This window comes from Paenirhodobacter sp., from assembly GCF_047600745.1.
Lineage (GTDB): Bacteria > Pseudomonadota > Alphaproteobacteria > Rhodobacterales > Rhodobacteraceae > Rhodobacter.
Genome location: NZ_JASGKI010000001.1, coordinates 102145 through 119980, shown reverse-complemented (window position 1 = coordinate 119980; position 17836 = coordinate 102145). Strand labels below are relative to the sequence as shown.

Below are 17836 nucleotides of genomic sequence, written 5' to 3'. Positions count from 1 at the left end.
CCCCGTCGCTTCGCGCTAGGATGGCGGAAAACGGAGCAGGCATGAAATTTGTTATGGGCATGATCGCCCTGGTGGCGGGGCTGTGGCTGGCGCTGCCGGGGGCGGCGCAGCAGTTGTCGGGGCTCGCGCGGCTGGAACCGGCGCGCAGCACGCTGGAAAATGGCGCGCAGCGGGCGCAGATCGCGCTTGGGATCAGCCAGCCGGTGCCGTTCCGGGCCTTTCTGCTCGACGATCCGCCGCGTCTGGTGGCCGATTTCCGCGAGGTGGATTTCGGCGCGACCCGGCCCGAGCCGCCCGGCGCGGGGTTGATCCGGGATATTCGCTGGGGCCGGTTCCGGCCCGGCTGGTCGCGGCTGGTGGCGGAACTGTCCGGGCCGGCGGCGCTTGAACAGGCAGAGGAGGAAACCGGCGAGGCGCCGCGCATCGTGCTGCGGCTGCGCAAGGCCAGCGCGGAGGAATTCGCCGCGCGCGAGGGCGCGCCCGAATCGGCGCTGTGGGATCTGCCGCAGCCCGCGCCGGGCCTGCCCCCGCATCAGCGGCAGGACGGATCGCGCCCGCTGAAGGTGGTGCTGGACCCGGGCCATGGCGGCATAGACCCGGGGGCCGAGGCGGACGGGCTGGCCGAGGCGGTCCTGACCCTGACCTTTGCCCGCGAATTGCAGGAAGCGCTGACCCGGGCCGGGATGCAGGTGAGCCTGACGCGCAGCGAGAATGTCTTCGTGCCGCTCGAAGCCCGGATCACCGTGGCGCGGGAGGCGGGGGCGGACCTGTTCCTGTCGCTCCATGCCGATGCGCTGGCGGAGGGGGAGGCGAATGGCGCCACGATCTACCTGCTGGATGAGGGCGACCTCGATGCGGCGTCGCAGAAGCTGGCCGAGCGGCACGACCGGGCGGACCTCTTGGCGGGGGTGGACCTGACCGGGCATGACGACAATGTGGCGGGCGTGCTGATGGATATGGCGCGGGCCGAGACGCAGCCGCGTTCCGTCCGGCTGGGGCAGGTGCTGGCGGGGGCGATCAAGGGCGCGGGGTTGCAGATGCACCGCCATCCGGTGCAGCGCGCCGATTTCGCGGTGCTGAAATCGCCCGATATTCCCTCCGCTCTGGTCGAACTGGGGTTCCTGTCCTCGGCCGCGGACCGGATGCGGCTGCTTGATCCGCAATGGCGCGCGCAGATGGCGCAGGCGATCACGCGCGGCATCGAAAGCTGGGCGCAGGCCGATGCGGCGGAGGGCAAGTTGCTACGGCAATAGCCCGCCACCGTGACGGGAACTTGTTTTGACCCCGGACCCCGTGCGCGGTATAGGGTCGCGTTCCTGTCATTCCCCCGGGGGTATCCGCGTGATCCGTTTCGTCCTGTCCACTTTCGGGGGGATCTTCTCCTGGATCGTCACCGCGCTGTTTTTTGCCGCGCTGACGGTTGGCGGGGTGTTCTGGATGTATTCGCGCAACCTGCCGAGCTACGAGCAGTTGGCGCAGTATCAGCCGAAGACGATTTCGCGGATCTATTCCGGCGAGGGCAAGCTGATCGACGAATTCGCCGAGGAGCGCCGCCTTTTCGTGCCGATCGACCAGGTGCCGCAACTGGTGAAGGATGCCTTCGTTTCGGCGGAGGACAAGAATTTCTACAATCACGCCGGGTTCGACCCGCGCGGCATGGTGGCGGCGGGGCTGGATGCGATCCGCTCGGGCGGCAAGGATGTGCGCGGCGCCTCGACCATTCCGCAGCAGGTGACGAAGAACCTGCTGCTCGACGGTTCGCGCTCGATCGAACGCAAGATCAAGGAGTTGATCCTGTCGACGCGGCTGGTGCAGGCGCTGCCGAAGGACAAGATCCTTGAGATCTACCTGAACGAAATCTACCTCGGGCAGAATTCCTATGGCGTCGCGGCGGCGGCGCAGACCTATTTCAGCAAGACGCTGAACCAGCTTTCCCCGGCGGAGGCGGCCTATCTGGCGGCGCTGCCGAAGGCGCCCTCGACGCTGCATCCGGTGCGCGCCTATGACGAGGCGGTGCAGCGGCGCGACTATGTGCTGCGCCGCCTGTTCGAGGATGGCAAGATCACGCAGGACCAGATGGCCCAGGCGGTGGCCGAGCCGCTGAAGACCGTGCAGCGCGGCGATTTTCCGCCCTTCCGCCAGGCCCTTCCGCCGCGCGATTATTTCACCGACGAAATCCGCCGGCAGCTGTCGAAGAGCTTCGGGCAGGAGGAATTCTTCGGCGGCGGCCTGACGATCCGCGCGACGATCGACCCGGACATGCAGGAGAAGGCCGCGAAGGCCTTGCAGGATGCGCTGGAGAAATACGACCGCGGGCAGGGGATCTGGCGCGGGACCGGCGCGACGATCCCGGCGGAGAAACTCGCGGACTGGCGCGCCGCGCTTTCGGCCGTGCCGACGGACAAGGCCCCGCGCGACATCGCGGGCTGGCGCGCGGCGGTGGTGCTGTCGGTGGGCGACAAGACCGCGCGGCTGGGTGTCGAGGGGATTTCCGAGGATGTGGAGATCACCGCGCAGGATGTGACCTGGGCGCGCAAGCTGGGCCGGGACGGCAAGCTGCGCGCACGGGCGAAAGTCCCCGGCGATCTGGTCGATGTGGGCGATGTGGTGCTGGTCAGGCAGGTCGGGCAGGGCGAGACCCGGCGCTGGTCGCTGCGTCAGGTGCCGCTGGTCGAGGGCTCGTTCATGGCGATGGACGTGAACACCGGCCGGGTCATCGCGATGCAGGGCGGTTTCAGCTATCAGTCCTCGGTCTTCAACCGTGCGACGCAGGCGATGCGGCAGCCGGGATCGAACTTCAAGCCCTTCGTCTATGCGGCGGCGCTGGATTCCGGATTTTCGCCCGAGACGATCGTGGTCGATGCGCCGATCGAGGTGAACACCCCGCAGGGGCTGTGGCGGCCGCAGAACTCGTCGAACAAGTTCTACGGGCCGACGCCGATGCGCACCGGGCTGGAACAGTCGCGCAACCTGATGACGGTGCGGATCGCGCAGGAAGTCGGGATGGACACGATCGCAGGTTATGCCGAGCGCTTCGGGGTCTATAACCCGATGGGGCATTTCCTTGCGAATTCATTGGGTTCTCAGGAGACAACGATGTTCCGCATCGTCTCTGCCTATGCGATGTTCGCCAATGGCGGCAAGCGGGTGGAACCGACGCTGGTCGACCGTGTGCAGGACCGCTGGGGCCGCACGATCTACCGCCACGATCAGCGCATCTGCGACGATTGCGACAGCCGCAACCTGCCCTCCGGGCGCGGGCCGCGGATCGAGAACCATCAGGAACAGCTGATCAACCCGATCACCGCCTATCAGATGATCTCGATGATGCAGGGCGTGATGCAGCGCGGTACCGGGCGCGGCATTTCCCTCCCGGTGCCGGTCGCGGGGAAAAGCGGCACGACGAACGACGCGAAGGACGTGTGGTTTACCGGCTTCACGTCGAACATCGTCGCCTCGTGCCATATCGGTTACGACCAGCCGCGCACCCTGGGCGACAGCGCCTTTGGCGCCACGCTCTGCGGCCCGGTGTTCCAGCAGTTCATGACCGAGGCGGTGAAGACCTATGGCGGCACGCAGTTCAAGGTGCCGCCGGGCGGATACTGGGCGAAGTTCAACCGCTTCACCGGCGAACGGCTGTCTGATGATGCCTCGGGGGATCATGTGCAGGCCGAGTATCTGCGTGAAGGGCAGGATCTGATCGGGCTGGGCATCGTCGTCGATGGTGGCTTCGCGATGGGGCAGAACCTGCCGCTGTTCCAGCAGGGCGAGACGGATCAGGGGGGGCAGTCGGTCACCACCTCGACCGGCGCGACCAGGGTGATCCCGAAGAAGGCCGATTTCGGCACGGTGAGTTCGGGCGGCCTTTACTGACCCCGCCGCTTGCCCGGAGGCGCCCGAGGCTGTATCACCCCCGTGACAGACGAGAGGAAGATCATGCGCGCCGAGACGCAGAACATCGTGGAAGCGATCCGCAAATCGCTGAAACTGCTGGGCCAGCGGATGGATTGGGAAACCGCTCCGCACCGGCTGGAAGAGTTCAACGCGATGATCGAGGACGGCGACCTGTGGTCCGATCCGGAGCGCGCGCAAAAGCTGATGCGCGACCGGCAGATGCTGATGGACAAGGTGGAGACCTATCGCCGGATCGACCGGGAGCTGACGGATAACGTCGATCTGATCGAACTGGGCGAGATGGAAAACGATCCGGAGATCGTCTCCGAAGCCGAGAAGAGCCTGAAAGAGCTGAAGGTTTTCGCCGATCAGAAGGAGCTTGAGGCGCTTCTGGACGGCGAGGCGGACGGAAACGACACCTTCCTTGAAATCAACGCGGGGGCGGGCGGCACGGAAAGCTGCGACTGGGCCTCGATGCTGGCGCGGATGTATACCCGCTGGGCCGAGAAGAAGGGCTATACCGTCGAGTTGCAGGCCGAAACGGCGGGCGACGAGGCCGGGATCCGCTCGGTCTCCTACAAGATCAGCGGGCCGAATGCCTATGGCTGGCTGAAATCGGAATCGGGCGTCCATCGTCTGGTGCGGATTTCGCCCTACGATTCCGCGGCGCGGCGGCATACCTCGTTCAGTTCGGTCTGGGTCTATCCGGTGGTGGACGAGAATATCGACATCGTGGTGAACCCGTCGGACATCCGGATCGACACCTACCGTTCGACCGGCGCGGGTGGGCAGCACGTCAACACCACCGACTCGGCGGTGCGGATCACCCACCTGCCGACCGGGATCGTCACCACCTCGTCGATGAAGTCGCAGCACCAGAACCGCGAAGCCGCGATGAACGCGCTGAAGGCGCGGCTGTATCAGATGGAACTCGACAAGCGCCACGCCGAGATCAACGCCCAGCACGAGGCCAAGGGCGATGCCGGTTGGGGCAACCAGATCCGTTCCTATGTGCTGCAACCCTATCAGATGGTGAAGGATCTGCGCACCGGATACGAAACCTCGGATACGCAGGGCGTTCTGGACGGCGATCTGGACGGATTCATGGCGGCAACGCTGGCGCTTGGTGTCGAGGGCAAGTCCCGCGCCGATGCACAGGCGGACTGAGGCGATGGCGGCGCGGGTCTATATCACCGGCGCCGCGGGGTCCGGCACGACGCTGCTCGGGCGTGGTTTGGCGGAGCGGCTTGGCGTGCCGCATCTGGACACCGACGATTTCTTTTGGGCGCCGACCGACCCACCCTATACCCTGCGCCGCCCGGTGGAGGAGCGGCTTGCCCTGATCGCCGCCGCGCAGGTGGGGCAGGGCGGTGACGGCTGGGTGCTGTCCGGGGCCGCCGATGGCTGGGGCGAGGTCGCGATTCAGGGCGCGGCGCTGATCGTTTTCCTGCTGACGCCGACGCCGGTGCGCCTCGCGCGGATCCGCCGCCGCGAGACCGAGAAATTCGGCGATCGCATCCGGCCCGGCGGCGATCTGGCCGAAAACCACCGCGATTTCCTGAACTGGGCCGCGTCCTATGACGACCCCTATTTCCGGGGCCGCAGCCTGCAACGGCACCGCGACTGGCTCGCGGGGCGGAGCGAGCCGGTGCTGGAACTCTCCGGCACGCTGCCCCCGGCGGAGATGGTCGAAACGGTTCTGGCGCGGCTAGGCTGAGGCGAGGTGCTCGGTGAGGATCGTCAGCCCGACGATCACCAGAACGATGCCGACGACGACTTCGGTGGCGCGACCGAACCGTTGCCCGAGCAGACGGCCGAGCATCAGGCCGAGCGTGCTCATCGCCATGGTGGCCAGCCCGATTGCCCCGGCGATGACGAGGATATTCACCTGGATGAAGGCGAGAGAAGCGCCGACCGCCATCGCATCCAGGGAGGTGCCGATCGCGGTGACCACCACCGGCCACCAGCCGCGCCGCTGCGGGGGCGCATCCTCATCCGCCGTCAGGGCGTGATAGGCCATGTGCAGCCCGACCGAGGCCAGGAGCCCGAAGGCGATCCAATGGTCGATGGCCTGCACATACCGGCTTGCGACCATGCCAAGGCTCCAGCCGATCAGCGGGGTGATCGCTTCGATCACGCCGAAGGCGAGCCCGGTGGCGAGAATGGCGGCAAGGCCATGGCGCGTGTTGCCCGCGCCGCGCCCGATCGAGGCGTCGAAAGCGTCAACCGACATGCTCAGGGCCAGAAGGCCGATCGTGAAGGGGGCCATGCGGGGACTCCGGGGGTGGGTGCTGGCCCTTGTGCTGCGATCCGAAATTAATGTCATAAAAACAATTAGATAACGACACATGTTCAGATTTTGAATGAGGCTGCATTCTGTAGGCCTGGCAGGGATTCTGACGCGCTTTCTGCGCCTGCGGTGCCGCGCCGCCGCGACGGATTTTCTTGCCCGGTGGGGTTTTGCGCCGCATCCTTTCGCCATGGCCCCCGGGGAGGGGGGCGGTCTGAGGGGAGGAAGTCAGGATGCAGGTCGTCGAAGCTCCGTCGGAATTGCCCGGGATCCGTGATGTGCCCGTGGCCACTGTCCCTGACATCCTGCGCCGTGGTGTGCAGGATTTCCGCCGCGCCCCTGCCTTTGGGCTGTTCTTTTCCGGGGTCTATGTGCTGGGCGGGATCGTGCTGTGGTGGGTGCTGGGAAGCAGTGGCCGGGAATGGGGGCTGATCCCCTTCGCCGCGGGGTTCCCGCTGCTGGCGCCCTTCGCGGCGATCGGATTGTTCGAGGTCAGCCGCCGGTTGGAGCGGGGCGAGCCGCTGATCTGGCGCGAGGTGCTGGGCGTGGTCTTCGCGCAGAAGGACCGTCAACTGCCGTCGATGGCGATGATCGTGCTGATGATGTTCATGTTCTGGGTCTTCGTCGCGCATACGATCTTCGCGCTGTTCATGGGAACGCGGGCGATGACGAATATCACCTCCTCGCCGGAGGTTCTGCTGACGACGCCGCATGGCGTGGGGATGCTGGTCGTCGGGGTCGCGGTGGGGGCGGTGCTGGCGGCGGTTCTGTTCTCGATCACGGTGATCGGGCTGCCGCTGCTGCTGGAGCGAGAGGTCGATGTGGTGACGGCGATGATTACCTCTGTCGCGGCGGTGCGCGCCAATCCGGGGACCATGCTCGGCTGGGCCACGACGATCGCGGTACTGATGTTCGCGGCGATGGTGCCGATGTTTCTGGGGCTTCTGGTCGTGCTGCCGGTGCTGGGTCATGCCAGCTGGCATATGTATCGCGCGGTGACGGGCTAAGGGCGGCGGCCCTTAGCCCCATTGGCTCAGCCGGTGTAGCCGTCGCCCGTGGGCGGAGCGAGCTTCGGCGCCGAGGCTCCCTGAAGCGGGTCTTCCTGGCGTTGCACCGAACCCTCGAAATGCGCGCCGGATTCGATCGCGATGGTCTTGTGGATGATGTCGCCCTCGACCTTCGCGGTCGAGGTCAGCCGCACCTTGAGACCCCGGACCCGGCCGACGACGCGACCGTTGACCACGATGTCATCGGCGACGATCTCGCCCTTGATGGTGGCGGTTTCGCCGACCGTCAGCAGATGCGCGTAGATGTCCCCTTCGACGATCCCTTCGACCTGGATGTCGCCGGTGGTCCGGACGTTGCCGGTGATCGTCAGATCGGAGGACAGCACCGACACCGGAGGCTTTGCGCGCGGAGCCGCGAATCCGCCCGGAGCGGCGGGAACCTCGGTCTGGGTGGTTTCCGGAGCGGCCTTCTGGCCCGGTTCGTGGATTTTGCTCTTAGAAAACATTCTGTGCAGCCTTGATGAAGGTCATCGGATTGATCGGCTTGCCGTCAACCCGGATTTCATAGTGCAGATGCGGCCCGGTGGACCGTCCGGTATTGCCAGTATCACCAATCCGCTCGCCGCGCGATACCTTTTGGCCAACCTTCACACGGATTTTGGACAGATGGCCATAGACCGTGCTGACCCCGAAGTCGTGCTGAACGCGGATCATCAGGCCGTAGCCGTTTGCCCATCCGGCGTCGATCACGGTGCCATCCGCCGGGACTTTCACGCTCATGCCCACGGGTCCGGCCAGGTCGATCCCGGCGTGCAGGCGGCCCCAGCGGTAGCCGAAGGGCGAGGTGAAGCGGTAGCCCCCCTCCAGCGGCAGGGCAAAGGGCAGCTTGTCCACCGCGATCCGATACATGTTCATCTGGTCGAGCGCATCGAGAATCCCCTGCGCCCGGGCGCTGTCATTGGCGAATTCGTCCATGTTCTTCGACGACAGCGCGATCGGCAGCAGCGGCCCGCCGGTGCCGGCGTAGCCCTTGCGGATCTGCGACAGGACGGAGTCCGGGTTCATGCCCGCGTTCCGGAACATCCGGTCGAGCGGCTTCATCGAGATGTTCACCGCGCCTTCGAGCGTGGTGAAGATCTGGTCGTTGCGGGCCTCGATCTGGCGTTTCTGCTGCGCAACGCGGTCGGCCTCCAGCCGGGCATCGGCGGCCTCGCGGGTGGCGGCGTCGCGTTCCGCCGCGGTGGCACCAAGCGCGGCAGAGAGCATGTCGACCGTATGCGACATGTCCTCGGCCCGGGCGGCGAGCGATGCGGTCCGGTCCTCGCCCCCGGTTTCGGCGATCTGCTTGCGGGCGGCGTCGCGTTCGCCCATCGTGCGCTTCAGCGTGGATTGCACCACGTCGAGCCCGGTCTCGACCTCGCGGCGGCGTTCCTCGCTGGCGAGCAGTTGCGACTGCATCTGCGACACCTGGCCGAGCGCGACCTGGAACCGCTTCTGCGCGGTGGCCGCTTCGTTCGCGCGGTTGTCGCGCTCCTGTGCGAGCGCGACCAGCCGCTGTTCAAAGGCGGCCTGCGCGATCGCCACCTGTTCGCGCGCGGAGCCCGAGGAAATATGGTTAATGAACAACACCGAACTGGCGCCCACCGCCCACAGGAACAGCGCACCCCCCGTCGTCAGGGCACCGAGCTGCGTCAGCGGGCGCAGCCGCACGAACCGCGTCTTGGTGTCGGATTTGATGAACAGGCGCTGCTCTGGCAGCCAGCGTTCGAGGCTCGTGTTGATGCGATCAATCAGTCGTCTGGGCACGCCGGTCGTCCTGTGAAGTGACACTCAAGGCCGGGGCCACGGACCCCGGAACCCCGACAGGCGCCATCGCGCCCCCCGCTGGGCATCTTGGCCTTAACAAGCGTGCGGCCTTTCACGCAACCTGTTTTGGCCGTCACTTCCGCGTGTGGGCGGGAACCGGCGCGTGGCGGCAGATTCCCGCCGAAGAATCTTTACAATTCCTTAACGGCGGCCAGCGCCTCCGCCGCGTGACCATCGACGGAGACCTTCGGCCAGACCTTCGCCACCTTGCCCGCGCCGTCGATCAGGAAGGTCGCGCGCTGAATCCCCATCGAGGTTCGGCCATACATCTTCTTCTCGACCCAGGTGCCATAGGATTCGCAGACATGGCCGTCTTCGTCCGACAGCAGCGGGATCCGCAGGTCGTGCTTGGCGCAGAACTTCTCGTGCTTCGCCACGGTGTCCCGGGAAATACCGAGCACCACCGCCCCCGCCGCCGCGAATTCCGGCGCGAGGCGGGTGAAGTCGATCGCCTCCAGCGTGCAGCCGGGGGTGTCGTCCTTCGGGTAGAAATACAGCACCACGGGCTTCGGCCGCAGCGCCGAAAGGGTCAGCGGGTCGTCCGCTCCGCTCCGGGGCAGGGTGAAGTCGGGCGCGGTTTCGCCGATACCGATCATGGGCCTTCTCCTTGGTTGCTCTCCCGCCGATAAGGTCTAAGACGGAATGCAGGAATTTCAAATCCCCGGCGGAGTGGAATGGCGACAGCAAGGCAGGGCCGACGGCGGCGCGGATTATGGGCGGTGATCGTCCTGCCGGTTGCGGCCGTGACTGCGGCTGTGGCGGTGGTGGCGCTGACCCATGTGCCGGTTCCGGTGCCGGACTGGGTGCTGGCGCGGGTCGAGGAGCAGGTGAACGCCGCGCTGGCGGGCCGGGTGGGCGTGGACGTCACCGGCGGCGCCGATCTGATCATCGACGAAGGTCTGATGCCGCGGGTGCTGTTGCGTGGGGTGCAGGTGCGGCGGCCTTCGGGCGCGCCGATGGCGGTGCTGCCGCAACTGCGCGTGAGCTTCTGGCCCGAACCGCTGATGCGCGGGCGGATGGTGCCGGAATCGCTGCGTATCGACGGTGCGACGATCGCGCTGCGGCGGTTGCCGGATGGGCGGATCGACCTCGACCTTGGCGGGGCCGGGGCGATGGAGGGATTCGATCTGCGCAGCCTCGGCCAGATCAGCGCGGCGGTCGAGGAGGCCTTCGACACCCCCGCGCTCAGGGCGCTGGCACGGGTGACGGCGCAGGATGTGCGGATCCGGATCGACGACAGCCGCCTGAACCGGGTCTGGGACGTCAGCGATGGCGCCTTCCGCCTGACGCAGACCGGCTCCGAAATCGCGCTGGCGCTGGCTTTCGACGTGGGCGACCGGGAGGGGAAGGCGGCGCGTGTGTCGCTGGATGCGTCGACCTCGAAACTGGGGCCGGAGGCGAGCTTCGGCGCCACGGTCACCGATGTTCCGGCGCAGGATCTGGCGGTGCAGTCGCCCGCCGTCGCGATGCTCGGGCTGCTGGATGCGGCGATTTCGGGCACGTTCCGGACCGGTATCGGTGCCGATGGCGCGCTGATGCGCACCGATGCGACGCTTTCGGTGGGCAAGGGTGCGATCAGCCCGGTCGAAGGGGCGGCGCCCGTGCCCTTCGAGGGCGCTGAAATGGCGCTGAGCTACGACCCGCAGGCGCAGAAGGTGACGGTGAGCGACGCCTCCTTCACCAGCAAGGCGCTACGGTTCCGCGCCTCCGGCCAGAGCTACCTGCGGGATTTTCAGCACGGGCTCCCGCGCGAGGCGCTGGTTCAGGTGCAGATGCGCGACATCGAGGCCGACCCCGAAGGCATTTTCGAATCGCCCGCGCGGTTTTCCTTTGGCGCGGCGGATGCGCGGCTGCGGCTCGACCCGTTCCGCGTCGATCTGGGGCAGTTGCAACTGGTCAAGGATGCGCAGCGGATTTCCGGCAAGGGCCGGATCGCGGCGGATGCCGATGGCTGGCGGGTGGTGCTGGATGCCGGGATCGACCGGATCGACCAGCATGACCTGCTGGCGCTTTGGCCGCCGCGCCTGGTGCCGCCCACGCGGCACTGGCTGGCGGAAAACGTGATGACGGGCGAGTTGCAGAACGCCCGCGCGGCGGTGCGGATCGCGCCGGGGCAGGAGCCGCGTTTCGAGTTGGGCTATGAATTCCGCGGCGCCGAGGTGCGCATCCTGCGCACCCTGCCTGCGGTGCGCGAGGGGCGCGGCTTCGCCACGATCCACGACGACAGCCACACGCTGATGGTCGAGGAAGGCACCGCCGAGGCCCCTTCGGGCGGGCGGGTCGAGGTGGCGGATTCGGTGATGTCGGTCCCCGACATCCGCGAAAAGCCCGCGCGGGCCGAGGTTGCCCTGGTCACCCGTGCGCCGATCCCCGCCGCGCTGTCGCTGCTGGACGAGGAGCCGTTCCGTTTCCTGAGCAAGGCGGGCCGGGGCACCGACCTCGCGCAGGGCTGGGCCGAGGCGCGCACCAATCTGCGCTTCCGGATGGAGAAGAAGGTCGATCCCAAGGATGTCGATTTCGACGTCACCGCGCGTCTGACCGATGTCAGCACCGACAAGATCGTGCCGGGGAAGTCGATCACCGCGCCGCTTCTGGTGCTGCGGGCGGATCGGGCGGGGATGACGATTTCCGGCAAGGGCCAGTTCGAGAGCGTGCCCTTCGACGCCCGCTGGTCGCAGCGTTTCGGCGAGGAAAACAAGGGCCGCTCCGCACTGGACGGCTATGTCAACGTCACGCCCGCGGCGCTGGCCGGGGTGGGGATCAGCCTGCCGAAGGGCATGGTCGCGGGGTCCGGCTGGGGGCGGCTGTCGCTGGGCATCGTGCAGGGCCAGCCGGTGCGGTATGATTTCCTTACCGACCTGAAGGGCATTTCCCTGTCCGTGCCGGGGATCCAGTGGTCGAAGCCCGCCGCGCCGAAGGGGAAGCTCGCGCTTGCGGGGGTGCTGTCGCAACCGCCCACGGTCGAGAAGCTGGAACTGGAGGCGCCGGGGCTGAGCCTTGCGGGGCATCTGGACCTGTCCGCCCGGGGGATGGAGCGTGCGGTGTTCGACCGGCTGGCGATCGGGTCGTGGTTCAACGGCGCGGTGGATCTGATCGGCAAGGGCAAGGACCGTGCCCCCGATGTGGCGATCCGCAAGGGGGTGCTGGACCTGCGCCACATGAAGCAGGGCAAATCCTCCCCGGGCGCGGGCAACCGGATCGACGTCGGGCTGGACCGGCTGATCGTGTCGGATGGCCTCGCGCTGACGGCGTTGCGCGGCAGTTTCACCACCCGCAACGGTCTGGCGGGCGATTTCGCGGCCCGTGTCAACGGTTCGGCGCAGATCGAGGGCGCAGTGGGTCCGGCGGCGGGGGGGCGCACGGCGGTGCAGATCCGCAGCCCGGATGCGGGCGCGGTGCTGGCCTCGGCGCGGATCACCGACCGCGCGGCGAGCGGGGACATGGTGCTGAACCTCTCGCCGGTCGGGCAGCACAGTTACGAGGGCAAGGTCCATGTCGCCGGGCTGCGGGTGACGGATGCGCCGGTGCTGGCCTCGATGCTGTCGGCGGCCTCGATCATCGGGCTGGTCGAACAGCTGAACGGCGAGGGGATCGTCTTCTCCGACGTTGACGTTGCCTTCCGCTTGACGCCCGAGGGTATCAGCATCACAACCGGCGAGGCCACCGGCGCCTCGATGGGTGTGACGATGGCGGGCAACTATTTCCCGAAGACGGGACAGATCGACATGGAGGGCGTGGTGTCGCCGCTCTACATCCTGAATTCGGTCGGGCAGATCTTCTCGCGCAAGGGCGAGGGGCTGTTCGGCTTCACCTATACTATCCAGGGCGCGGCGAAGGCGCCGAGCGTGACGGTCAATCCGCTGTCGATCCTGACGCCCGGCGCGCTGCGCGACCTGTTCCGGCGCACGCCGCCGCTGGTGCGGATGAAATGAAGCTCGACGATTTCGATTTCGACCTGCCCGAGGGGCTGATCGCCACCCGGCCCGCGCGGCCCCGGACGGCGGCGAAGCTGCTATTGGCGCAGGGCGATGCGATCCGCGATCTGCATGTGGCGGATCTGGTCGATCTGTTCCGCCCGGGCGACCGGCTGGTGCTGAACAATACGAAGGTGATCCCCGCGCGGCTGAACGGCACGCGGTCCCGGATGACGGGGCAGGGCGAGGTCACCGCGAAGGTCGAGGTCACGCTGCTGGAACCCGCGCCGGGGGGGAATGGACGGCGCTCGCGAAACCGCTGCGCAAGCTGCGCGCGGGCGAGACGATCCGGTTTTCCGATGCGCTTTCGGCCGAGGTCCGCGCCATCGGCGATGCACAGATGCGGATTGCCTTCAACCTCACCGGCCCGGATTTCGATGCCGCGCTGGCGGATGCCGGGGCGATGCCGCTGCCGCCCTATATCGCCGCGCTGCGGGCGCCGGACGAGGCCGACAAGACCGATTACCAGACCGTTTTCGCCCGCCATTCCGGCGCGGTGGCGGCGCCCACCGCCAGCCTGCATTTCACCCGCGAGCTGCTGGAGGCGATCCACGCGAAGGGCGTCGATTTCACCGAGGTCACGCTGCATGTCGGCGCGGGGACGTTCCTGCCGGTGAAGGTCGAGGACGTCGAAACCCACCGGATGCACGCCGAATGGGGCGAGGTCACCGAACGGGCCGCCGCCGAGATCAACGCGACGAAGGCCGCGGGCGGGCGGGTGATTCCGGTCGGCACCACGGCGCTGCGGCTGATCGAATCCGCTGCCGCGGACGGCACGCTGCGCCCGTTCCGGGGCACGACGGACATCTTCATCTATCCCGGCTACCGCTTTCGCGTGACCGATGCGCTGATGACCAATTTCCACCTGCCGAAATCGACGCTGCTGATGCTGGTTTCGGCGCTGATGGGGCAGGAGCGGATCCGGCGGATCTATGCCCATGCCGTCGCGGGGGGCTATCGGTTCTTCTCTTATGGGGATGCGTCGCTTTTGATCCCGGAACGTCGGGAAACGCCTGTGGCTTCGTAACACTTCCGCGCTACCTTGCCGAAAACCCTGACCGGAGCCCGACATGCTGACCGTCCTGCGCACGACCTGGCCCCTGCTTCTGGGGGTGATGCTGTTGATGGTGGGCAATGGCGCGCAGGGCACGCTTCTGGGCCTGCGCGGCGGGATCGAGGGGTTCAGCACCTATCAGATGTCCTTCGTCACCTCGGGGTATTACATCGGCTTCATGTTCGGGTCGCAGATGATCCCGGTGATGATCCGCCGCGTCGGCCATGTGCGGGTCTTTGCCGCGATCGGCAGCCTGATCGCGGCGACGCTGATCCTGTATGCCGAAATCCCGGATTGGGTGGTGTGGACGGCGCTGCGGGTGGTGATCGGCTTCTGCTTCTGCGGGGTCTATATCACCGCCGAAAGCTGGCTGAACGCGTCGTCGTCCAATGAGACGCGGGGGCAGGCGCTGTCGGCCTATATGATCGCGCAGATGATCGGCATCATCAGCGCGCAGGGGCTGATGAATGTCGCCGATCCGGCGGGCTATACGCTGTTCGTGATCCCCTCGGTGCTGGTGTCGCTGGCCTTCACGCCGATCCTGCTGTCGGTCGCGCCCGCGCCCGCCTTTGCCGAGGTGAAGCGGCTGAGCTTCCGCAAGCTCTTCGCCGTGTCGCCCCTGGGCGTGGTGGGGATGTTCCTGATGGGGGGCGTGTTCTCGGCGCTGTTCGGGATGGCCTCGGTCTGGGGGATGCGGGCCGGGATGAGCGTGTCGGAGATTTCGATCTTCATCGGCGCGATCTATGTCGGCGGGCTGGTCGCGCAATATCCGATCGGCTGGATCTCGGACCGGGTGGACCGGCGCCGGGTCATCTTCGTGGTCTTCGCCGCCGGGACAGTGGCGATGCTGGGGGCCTTCGTCTTCGCGCCCGGCTTCGTGGTGCTGTCGGTGCTGGCGGCGGTGGCGGGGGCGGTGGCCAATCCGCTTTATTCGCTGCTGATCGCCTACACCAACGACTATCTGGAAAAGGACGACATGGCGGCGGCTTCGGGCGGGCTGCTGTTCGTCAACGGAGTGGGCGCGATGGCCGGGCCGCCGGTTACCGGCTGGCTGATGGAGACGGTGGGGAACGGCGGCTTCTTCCTGTTCCTGACGCTGACCTTCGGCGCCGGGGCGGCCTATGCGCTCTACCGGATTCTGCGGCACCCGAACCGCGTGGGGCAGTTCCCGGGCGGCTATGCGGTGATCAACCCCACGACCTCGGTTCTGGCGGTGGACGAGGCGTTGCAGGCGAAGGGCAGCGACGGCTGAGCCCTTGCCTGCGCGCGGCAATGCCATAGCTTGGACAGGGGAGGATCTGCCATGGATGAGCGTATCGGCGCCGTGCTGCGCCATTGGGACGATCTGGGGCCGGAGGGCTGGTATCGCGGCACCGCCGAGATCGACGCCGCGATCCGCGCGCGGTTCGAGCCGCTGTGGCAGGAGGCCCGGCGCACCGGCCTGCCCGGCTGGGACACGACGGCGGAGGGGGCGCTGGCGCGGCTTCTGGTGCTGGACCAGTTCCCGCGCAACATGTTCCGCGACCGGCCTGAGAGCTTTGCCACCGATGCCGCCGCGTTGCAGGCCGCGACCCATGCGATCGCGCAGGGGCAGGATCTGGAGATCGGCCCGCCGCTGCGGCAGTTCTTCTACCTGCCGCTGATGCACGCCGAGGATCTGATGGCGCAGACCCACTGCCTCGTGCTGTTCGAGGAGCGGATGCCCGGCGAAAACGAGCGCCATGCCCGCGCGCATCGCGATGTGATCGCCCGCTTCGGCCGCTTCCCCTGGCGCAATGCCGCGCTGCGGCGTCCCAGCACCGCCGAGGAGATCGCGTTCCTTGAAGCGGGCGGCTATGCCCATGCGCTGGAGGCCATCGCGCCGTTGCAGCGATGAGGAAAATAGTTTAACACCAAACTACTTTCAGCTGGAGGGAATGACATGGCTGCGAAGAGCTTCGACATGATCGTGATCGGTGCGGGGCCGGGCGGCTATGTCGCCGCGATCCGGGGGGCGCAACTGGGGCTGAACGTGGCCGTGGTCGAGCGCGAGAACCTCGGCGGCATCTGCCTGAACTGGGGCTGCATCCCGACGAAGGCGCTCCTGCGCTCGGCGGAGGTCTTCCACCTGATGCACCGGGCGAAGGAATTCGGCCTGAAGGCGGGCGATATCGGCTATGACCTGGATGCCGTTGTGGCGCGGTCGCGCGCGGTGTCGAAGCAGCTTGCGGGCGGCGTCGGCCATCTGCTGAAGAAGAACAAGGTCACCGTCGTGATGGGCGAGGCCACGCTGCCGAAGAAGGGCGTGGTTTCGGTCAAGACCGACAAGGGCACCGAGGAACTGACCGCGAAGGCGATCGTCCTGGCCACCGGCGCGCGGGCGCGGAGCCTGCCGGGGCTGGAGGCCGATGGCGATCTGGTCTGGAGCTACCGCCATGCGCTCTTGCCGAAGCGGATGCCGAAGAAGCTGCTGGTGATCGGCTCCGGCGCGATCGGCATCGAATTCGCGAGCTTCTTCAATACGCTCGGCGCCGATACCACGGTGGTCGAGGTGATGGACCGGGTGCTGCCGGTCGAGGATGCCGAAATCTCCGCCTTCGCGAAGAAGGCGTTCGAGAAGCAGGGCATGAAGATCCGCGAAAAGACCACGGTGAAGAAGCTCGACCGCGCGCCGGGCAAGGTCACCGCGCATCTCGAAGACGCGAAGGGTACCGTGACCGAGGAATTCGACACGGTGATTTCGGCGGTCGGCATTGTCGGCAATGTCGAGGGGCTGGGGCTTGAGGGGCTGGGCGTGAAGATCGACCGCACCCATGTCGTGGTCGATGAATTCTGCCGCACCGGGGTCGAGGGGCTTTATGCGATCGGCGACATCGCCGGGGCGCCGTGGCTCGCGCACAAGGCCAGCCACGAGGGCGTGATGGTGGCCGAGCTGATCGCGGGCAAGCATGCCCATCCGGTCAAGCCGGGTTCGATCGCTGGCTGCACCTATTGCCACCCACAGGTTGCTTCTGTCGGCCTGACCGAGGAGAAGGCCAAGGCCGCGGGGCATGAGGTCCGGGTCGGCCGTTTCCCCTTCATCGGCAACGGCAAGGCGATCGCGCTTGGCGAGCCCGAGGGCCTGATCAAGACCGTGTTCGATGCGAAGACCGGCGAGCTTCTGGGCGCGCATATGATTGGCGCCGAGGTCACCGAACTGATCCAGGGCTATGTCATCGGCCGCACGCTGGAAACGACGGAGGCCGAGTTGATCGAAACCGTCTTCCCGCACCCCACGCTGTCCGAAATGATGCACGAAGCGGTCCTGTCGGCCTACGGCCGCGCCATCCACTTCTGAAAAAGAGCGCCCTCTATGGGGGGCGCTCCCCTCCGGGCCCCGGGCATCGGAGGCAGATCGGGCTCTCGTGGCTGTCCACCGCCCGCGTGAGGCGCTGTTCCATCCCTTGGTGATCGGTAGTCCGGGCGCCTCCTATCGGCTGTGCTCTGGCCGGTAGACTCTATTCGGCACCCTCGAACGCGTGGGCGCTGCTGGGACATGCCCCCTCAAGGACTATCAGGGCGTCTCCGCCTGCACAGGGGTGGTTTGGTCCGTCCCGTTCGGGGTCTGCGCGTTTGAGCGGCTTGCCCCGTATAGGGGCGTTCCCCCAGATATGGCCGCAGCATACACGTTCCGTCCGCATGGGGTGTTTTGTTTCGCTGGATCGCGCGCTGCCATGGTGTGAGCGCGACCAAGGCCGATGAGTTGCCGCGCCATGATGACGGGTCTTCCGCC

13 protein-coding genes and 1 pseudogene are annotated in these 17836 nt (G+C 67.0%); 10 read left to right on the top strand and 4 right to left on the bottom strand.

Translation table 11 applies throughout. From position 1 onward, the window contains the following. Nucleotides 1–41: 41 nt before the first annotated feature. The 4 genes from QM789_RS00630 (at nucleotide 42) to QM789_RS00615 (ending at nucleotide 5611) form a co-directional block, all read left to right on the top strand. Nucleotides 42–1253: an N-acetylmuramoyl-L-alanine amidase gene (locus QM789_RS00630; RefSeq protein WP_420350067.1), complete on the top strand. Its 1212-nt coding sequence runs from the start codon at nucleotides 42–44 to the stop codon at nucleotides 1251–1253. Nucleotides 1254–1341: 88 nt separating this feature from the next. After that, complete coding sequence (locus QM789_RS00625; RefSeq protein ID WP_420350066.1) at nucleotides 1342–3873, top strand: penicillin-binding protein 1A; 2532 nt, start codon at nucleotides 1342–1344, stop codon at nucleotides 3871–3873. A gap of 63 nt (nucleotides 3874–3936) precedes the next feature. Beyond that, a complete protein-coding gene (prfB, locus tag QM789_RS00620; protein WP_420350065.1) occupies nucleotides 3937–5061 on the top strand; it encodes a peptide chain release factor 2 in 1125 nt (374 codons plus the stop codon). Continuing rightward, nucleotides 5045–5611: an adenylate kinase gene (locus QM789_RS00615; RefSeq protein WP_420350064.1), complete on the top strand. Its 567-nt coding sequence runs from the start codon at nucleotides 5045–5047 to the stop codon at nucleotides 5609–5611. Before prfB ends, QM789_RS00615 begins: the two co-directional genes overlap by 17 nt. Here the strand turns inward: QM789_RS00615 and QM789_RS00610 are convergent. Then, on the bottom strand, nucleotides 5603–6163 hold the full coding sequence (locus QM789_RS00610; RefSeq protein ID WP_420350063.1) for a manganese efflux pump MntP family protein: 561 nt from the start codon (nucleotides 6161–6163) through the stop codon (nucleotides 5603–5605). The genes QM789_RS00615 and QM789_RS00610 overlap by 9 nt on opposite strands. 254 nt (nucleotides 6164–6417) lie before the next feature. On the opposite strand from QM789_RS00610, the gene QM789_RS00605 reads away from it, so the two are divergent. Further along, entirely contained in the window at nucleotides 6418–7191 is a 774-nt protein-coding gene (locus tag QM789_RS00605) for a DUF2189 domain-containing protein (RefSeq protein WP_420350062.1), read from the top strand. Between the two features lie 26 nt (nucleotides 7192–7217). On the opposite strand, the gene QM789_RS00600 is transcribed toward QM789_RS00605, so the two are convergent. The 3 genes from QM789_RS00600 to QM789_RS00590 form a co-directional block, all read right to left on the bottom strand. After that, nucleotides 7218–7697, bottom strand: a complete 480-nt coding sequence (locus tag QM789_RS00600) for a bactofilin family protein (RefSeq protein ID WP_420350061.1) — start codon at nucleotides 7695–7697, stop codon at nucleotides 7218–7220. Further along, on the bottom strand, nucleotides 7687–8997 hold the full coding sequence (locus QM789_RS00595) for a DUF5930 domain-containing protein (protein ID WP_420350060.1): 1311 nt from the start codon (nucleotides 8995–8997) through the stop codon (nucleotides 7687–7689). The genes QM789_RS00600 and QM789_RS00595 overlap by 11 nt, the downstream gene beginning before the upstream one ends. Nucleotides 8998–9188: 191 nt before the next feature. Continuing rightward, on the bottom strand, nucleotides 9189–9653 hold the full coding sequence (locus tag QM789_RS00590) for a peroxiredoxin (protein WP_420350059.1): 465 nt from the start codon (nucleotides 9651–9653) through the stop codon (nucleotides 9189–9191). 147 nt (nucleotides 9654–9800) lie between these two features. Here QM789_RS00590 and QM789_RS00585 point away from each other — a divergent pair, with 147 nt between their 5' ends. The 5 genes and pseudogenes from QM789_RS00585 (at nucleotide 9801) to lpdA (ending at nucleotide 17401) form a co-directional block, all read left to right on the top strand. Next, the gene (locus tag QM789_RS00585; RefSeq protein ID WP_420350058.1) at nucleotides 9801–12989 is read left to right on the top strand and encodes a hypothetical protein; all 3189 of its coding nucleotides are present in this window, start codon (nucleotides 9801–9803) and stop codon (nucleotides 12987–12989) included. Further along, nucleotides 12986–14058, top strand: a pseudogene (gene queA, locus QM789_RS00580) (tRNA preQ1(34) S-adenosylmethionine ribosyltransferase-isomerase QueA). The gene QM789_RS00585 and the pseudogene queA overlap by 4 nt, the downstream one beginning before the upstream one ends. A gap of 43 nt (nucleotides 14059–14101) precedes the next feature. Continuing rightward, nucleotides 14102–15337, top strand: a complete 1236-nt coding sequence (locus tag QM789_RS00575) for an MFS transporter (protein ID WP_420350057.1) — start codon at nucleotides 14102–14104, stop codon at nucleotides 15335–15337. A gap of 51 nt (nucleotides 15338–15388) precedes the next feature. Then, nucleotides 15389–15961 (top strand): DUF924 family protein, encoded by a 573-nt coding sequence (locus QM789_RS00570; protein ID WP_420350056.1) that lies wholly within the window; start codon nucleotides 15389–15391, stop codon nucleotides 15959–15961. A 45-nt stretch (nucleotides 15962–16006) separates the two neighbouring features. Next, entirely contained in the window at nucleotides 16007–17401 is a 1395-nt protein-coding gene (lpdA, locus tag QM789_RS00565) for a dihydrolipoyl dehydrogenase (RefSeq protein WP_420350055.1), read from the top strand. Nucleotides 17402–17836: the final 435 nt, after the last annotated feature.

What these genes read in the sequence shown, in the direction of transcription:
- QM789_RS00630 (WP_420350067.1), top strand. Translation starts at nt 42, where the DNA reads ATGAAATTTGTTATGGGCATGATCGCCCTGGTGGCGGGGCTGTGGCTG.
- prfB (WP_420350065.1), top strand. Translation starts at nt 3,937, where the DNA reads ATGCGCGCCGAGACGCAGAACATCGTGGAAGCGATCCGCAAATCGCTG.
- QM789_RS00615 (WP_420350064.1), top strand. Translation starts at nt 5,045, where the DNA reads ATGCACAGGCGGACTGAGGCGATGGCGGCGCGGGTCTATATCACCGGC.
- QM789_RS00610 (WP_420350063.1), bottom strand. Translation starts at nt 6,163, where the DNA reads ATGGCCCCCTTCACGATCGGCCTTCTGGCCCTGAGCATGTCGGTTGAC.
- QM789_RS00605 (WP_420350062.1), top strand. Translation starts at nt 6,418, where the DNA reads ATGCAGGTCGTCGAAGCTCCGTCGGAATTGCCCGGGATCCGTGATGTG.
- QM789_RS00600 (WP_420350061.1), bottom strand. Translation starts at nt 7,697, where the DNA reads ATGTTTTCTAAGAGCAAAATCCACGAACCGGGCCAGAAGGCCGCTCCG.
- QM789_RS00590 (WP_420350059.1), bottom strand. Translation starts at nt 9,653, where the DNA reads ATGATCGGTATCGGCGAAACCGCGCCCGACTTCACCCTGCCCCGGAGC.
- QM789_RS00575 (WP_420350057.1), top strand. Translation starts at nt 14,102, where the DNA reads ATGCTGACCGTCCTGCGCACGACCTGGCCCCTGCTTCTGGGGGTGATG.
- QM789_RS00570 (WP_420350056.1), top strand. Translation starts at nt 15,389, where the DNA reads ATGGATGAGCGTATCGGCGCCGTGCTGCGCCATTGGGACGATCTGGGG.
- lpdA (WP_420350055.1), top strand. Translation starts at nt 16,007, where the DNA reads ATGGCTGCGAAGAGCTTCGACATGATCGTGATCGGTGCGGGGCCGGGC.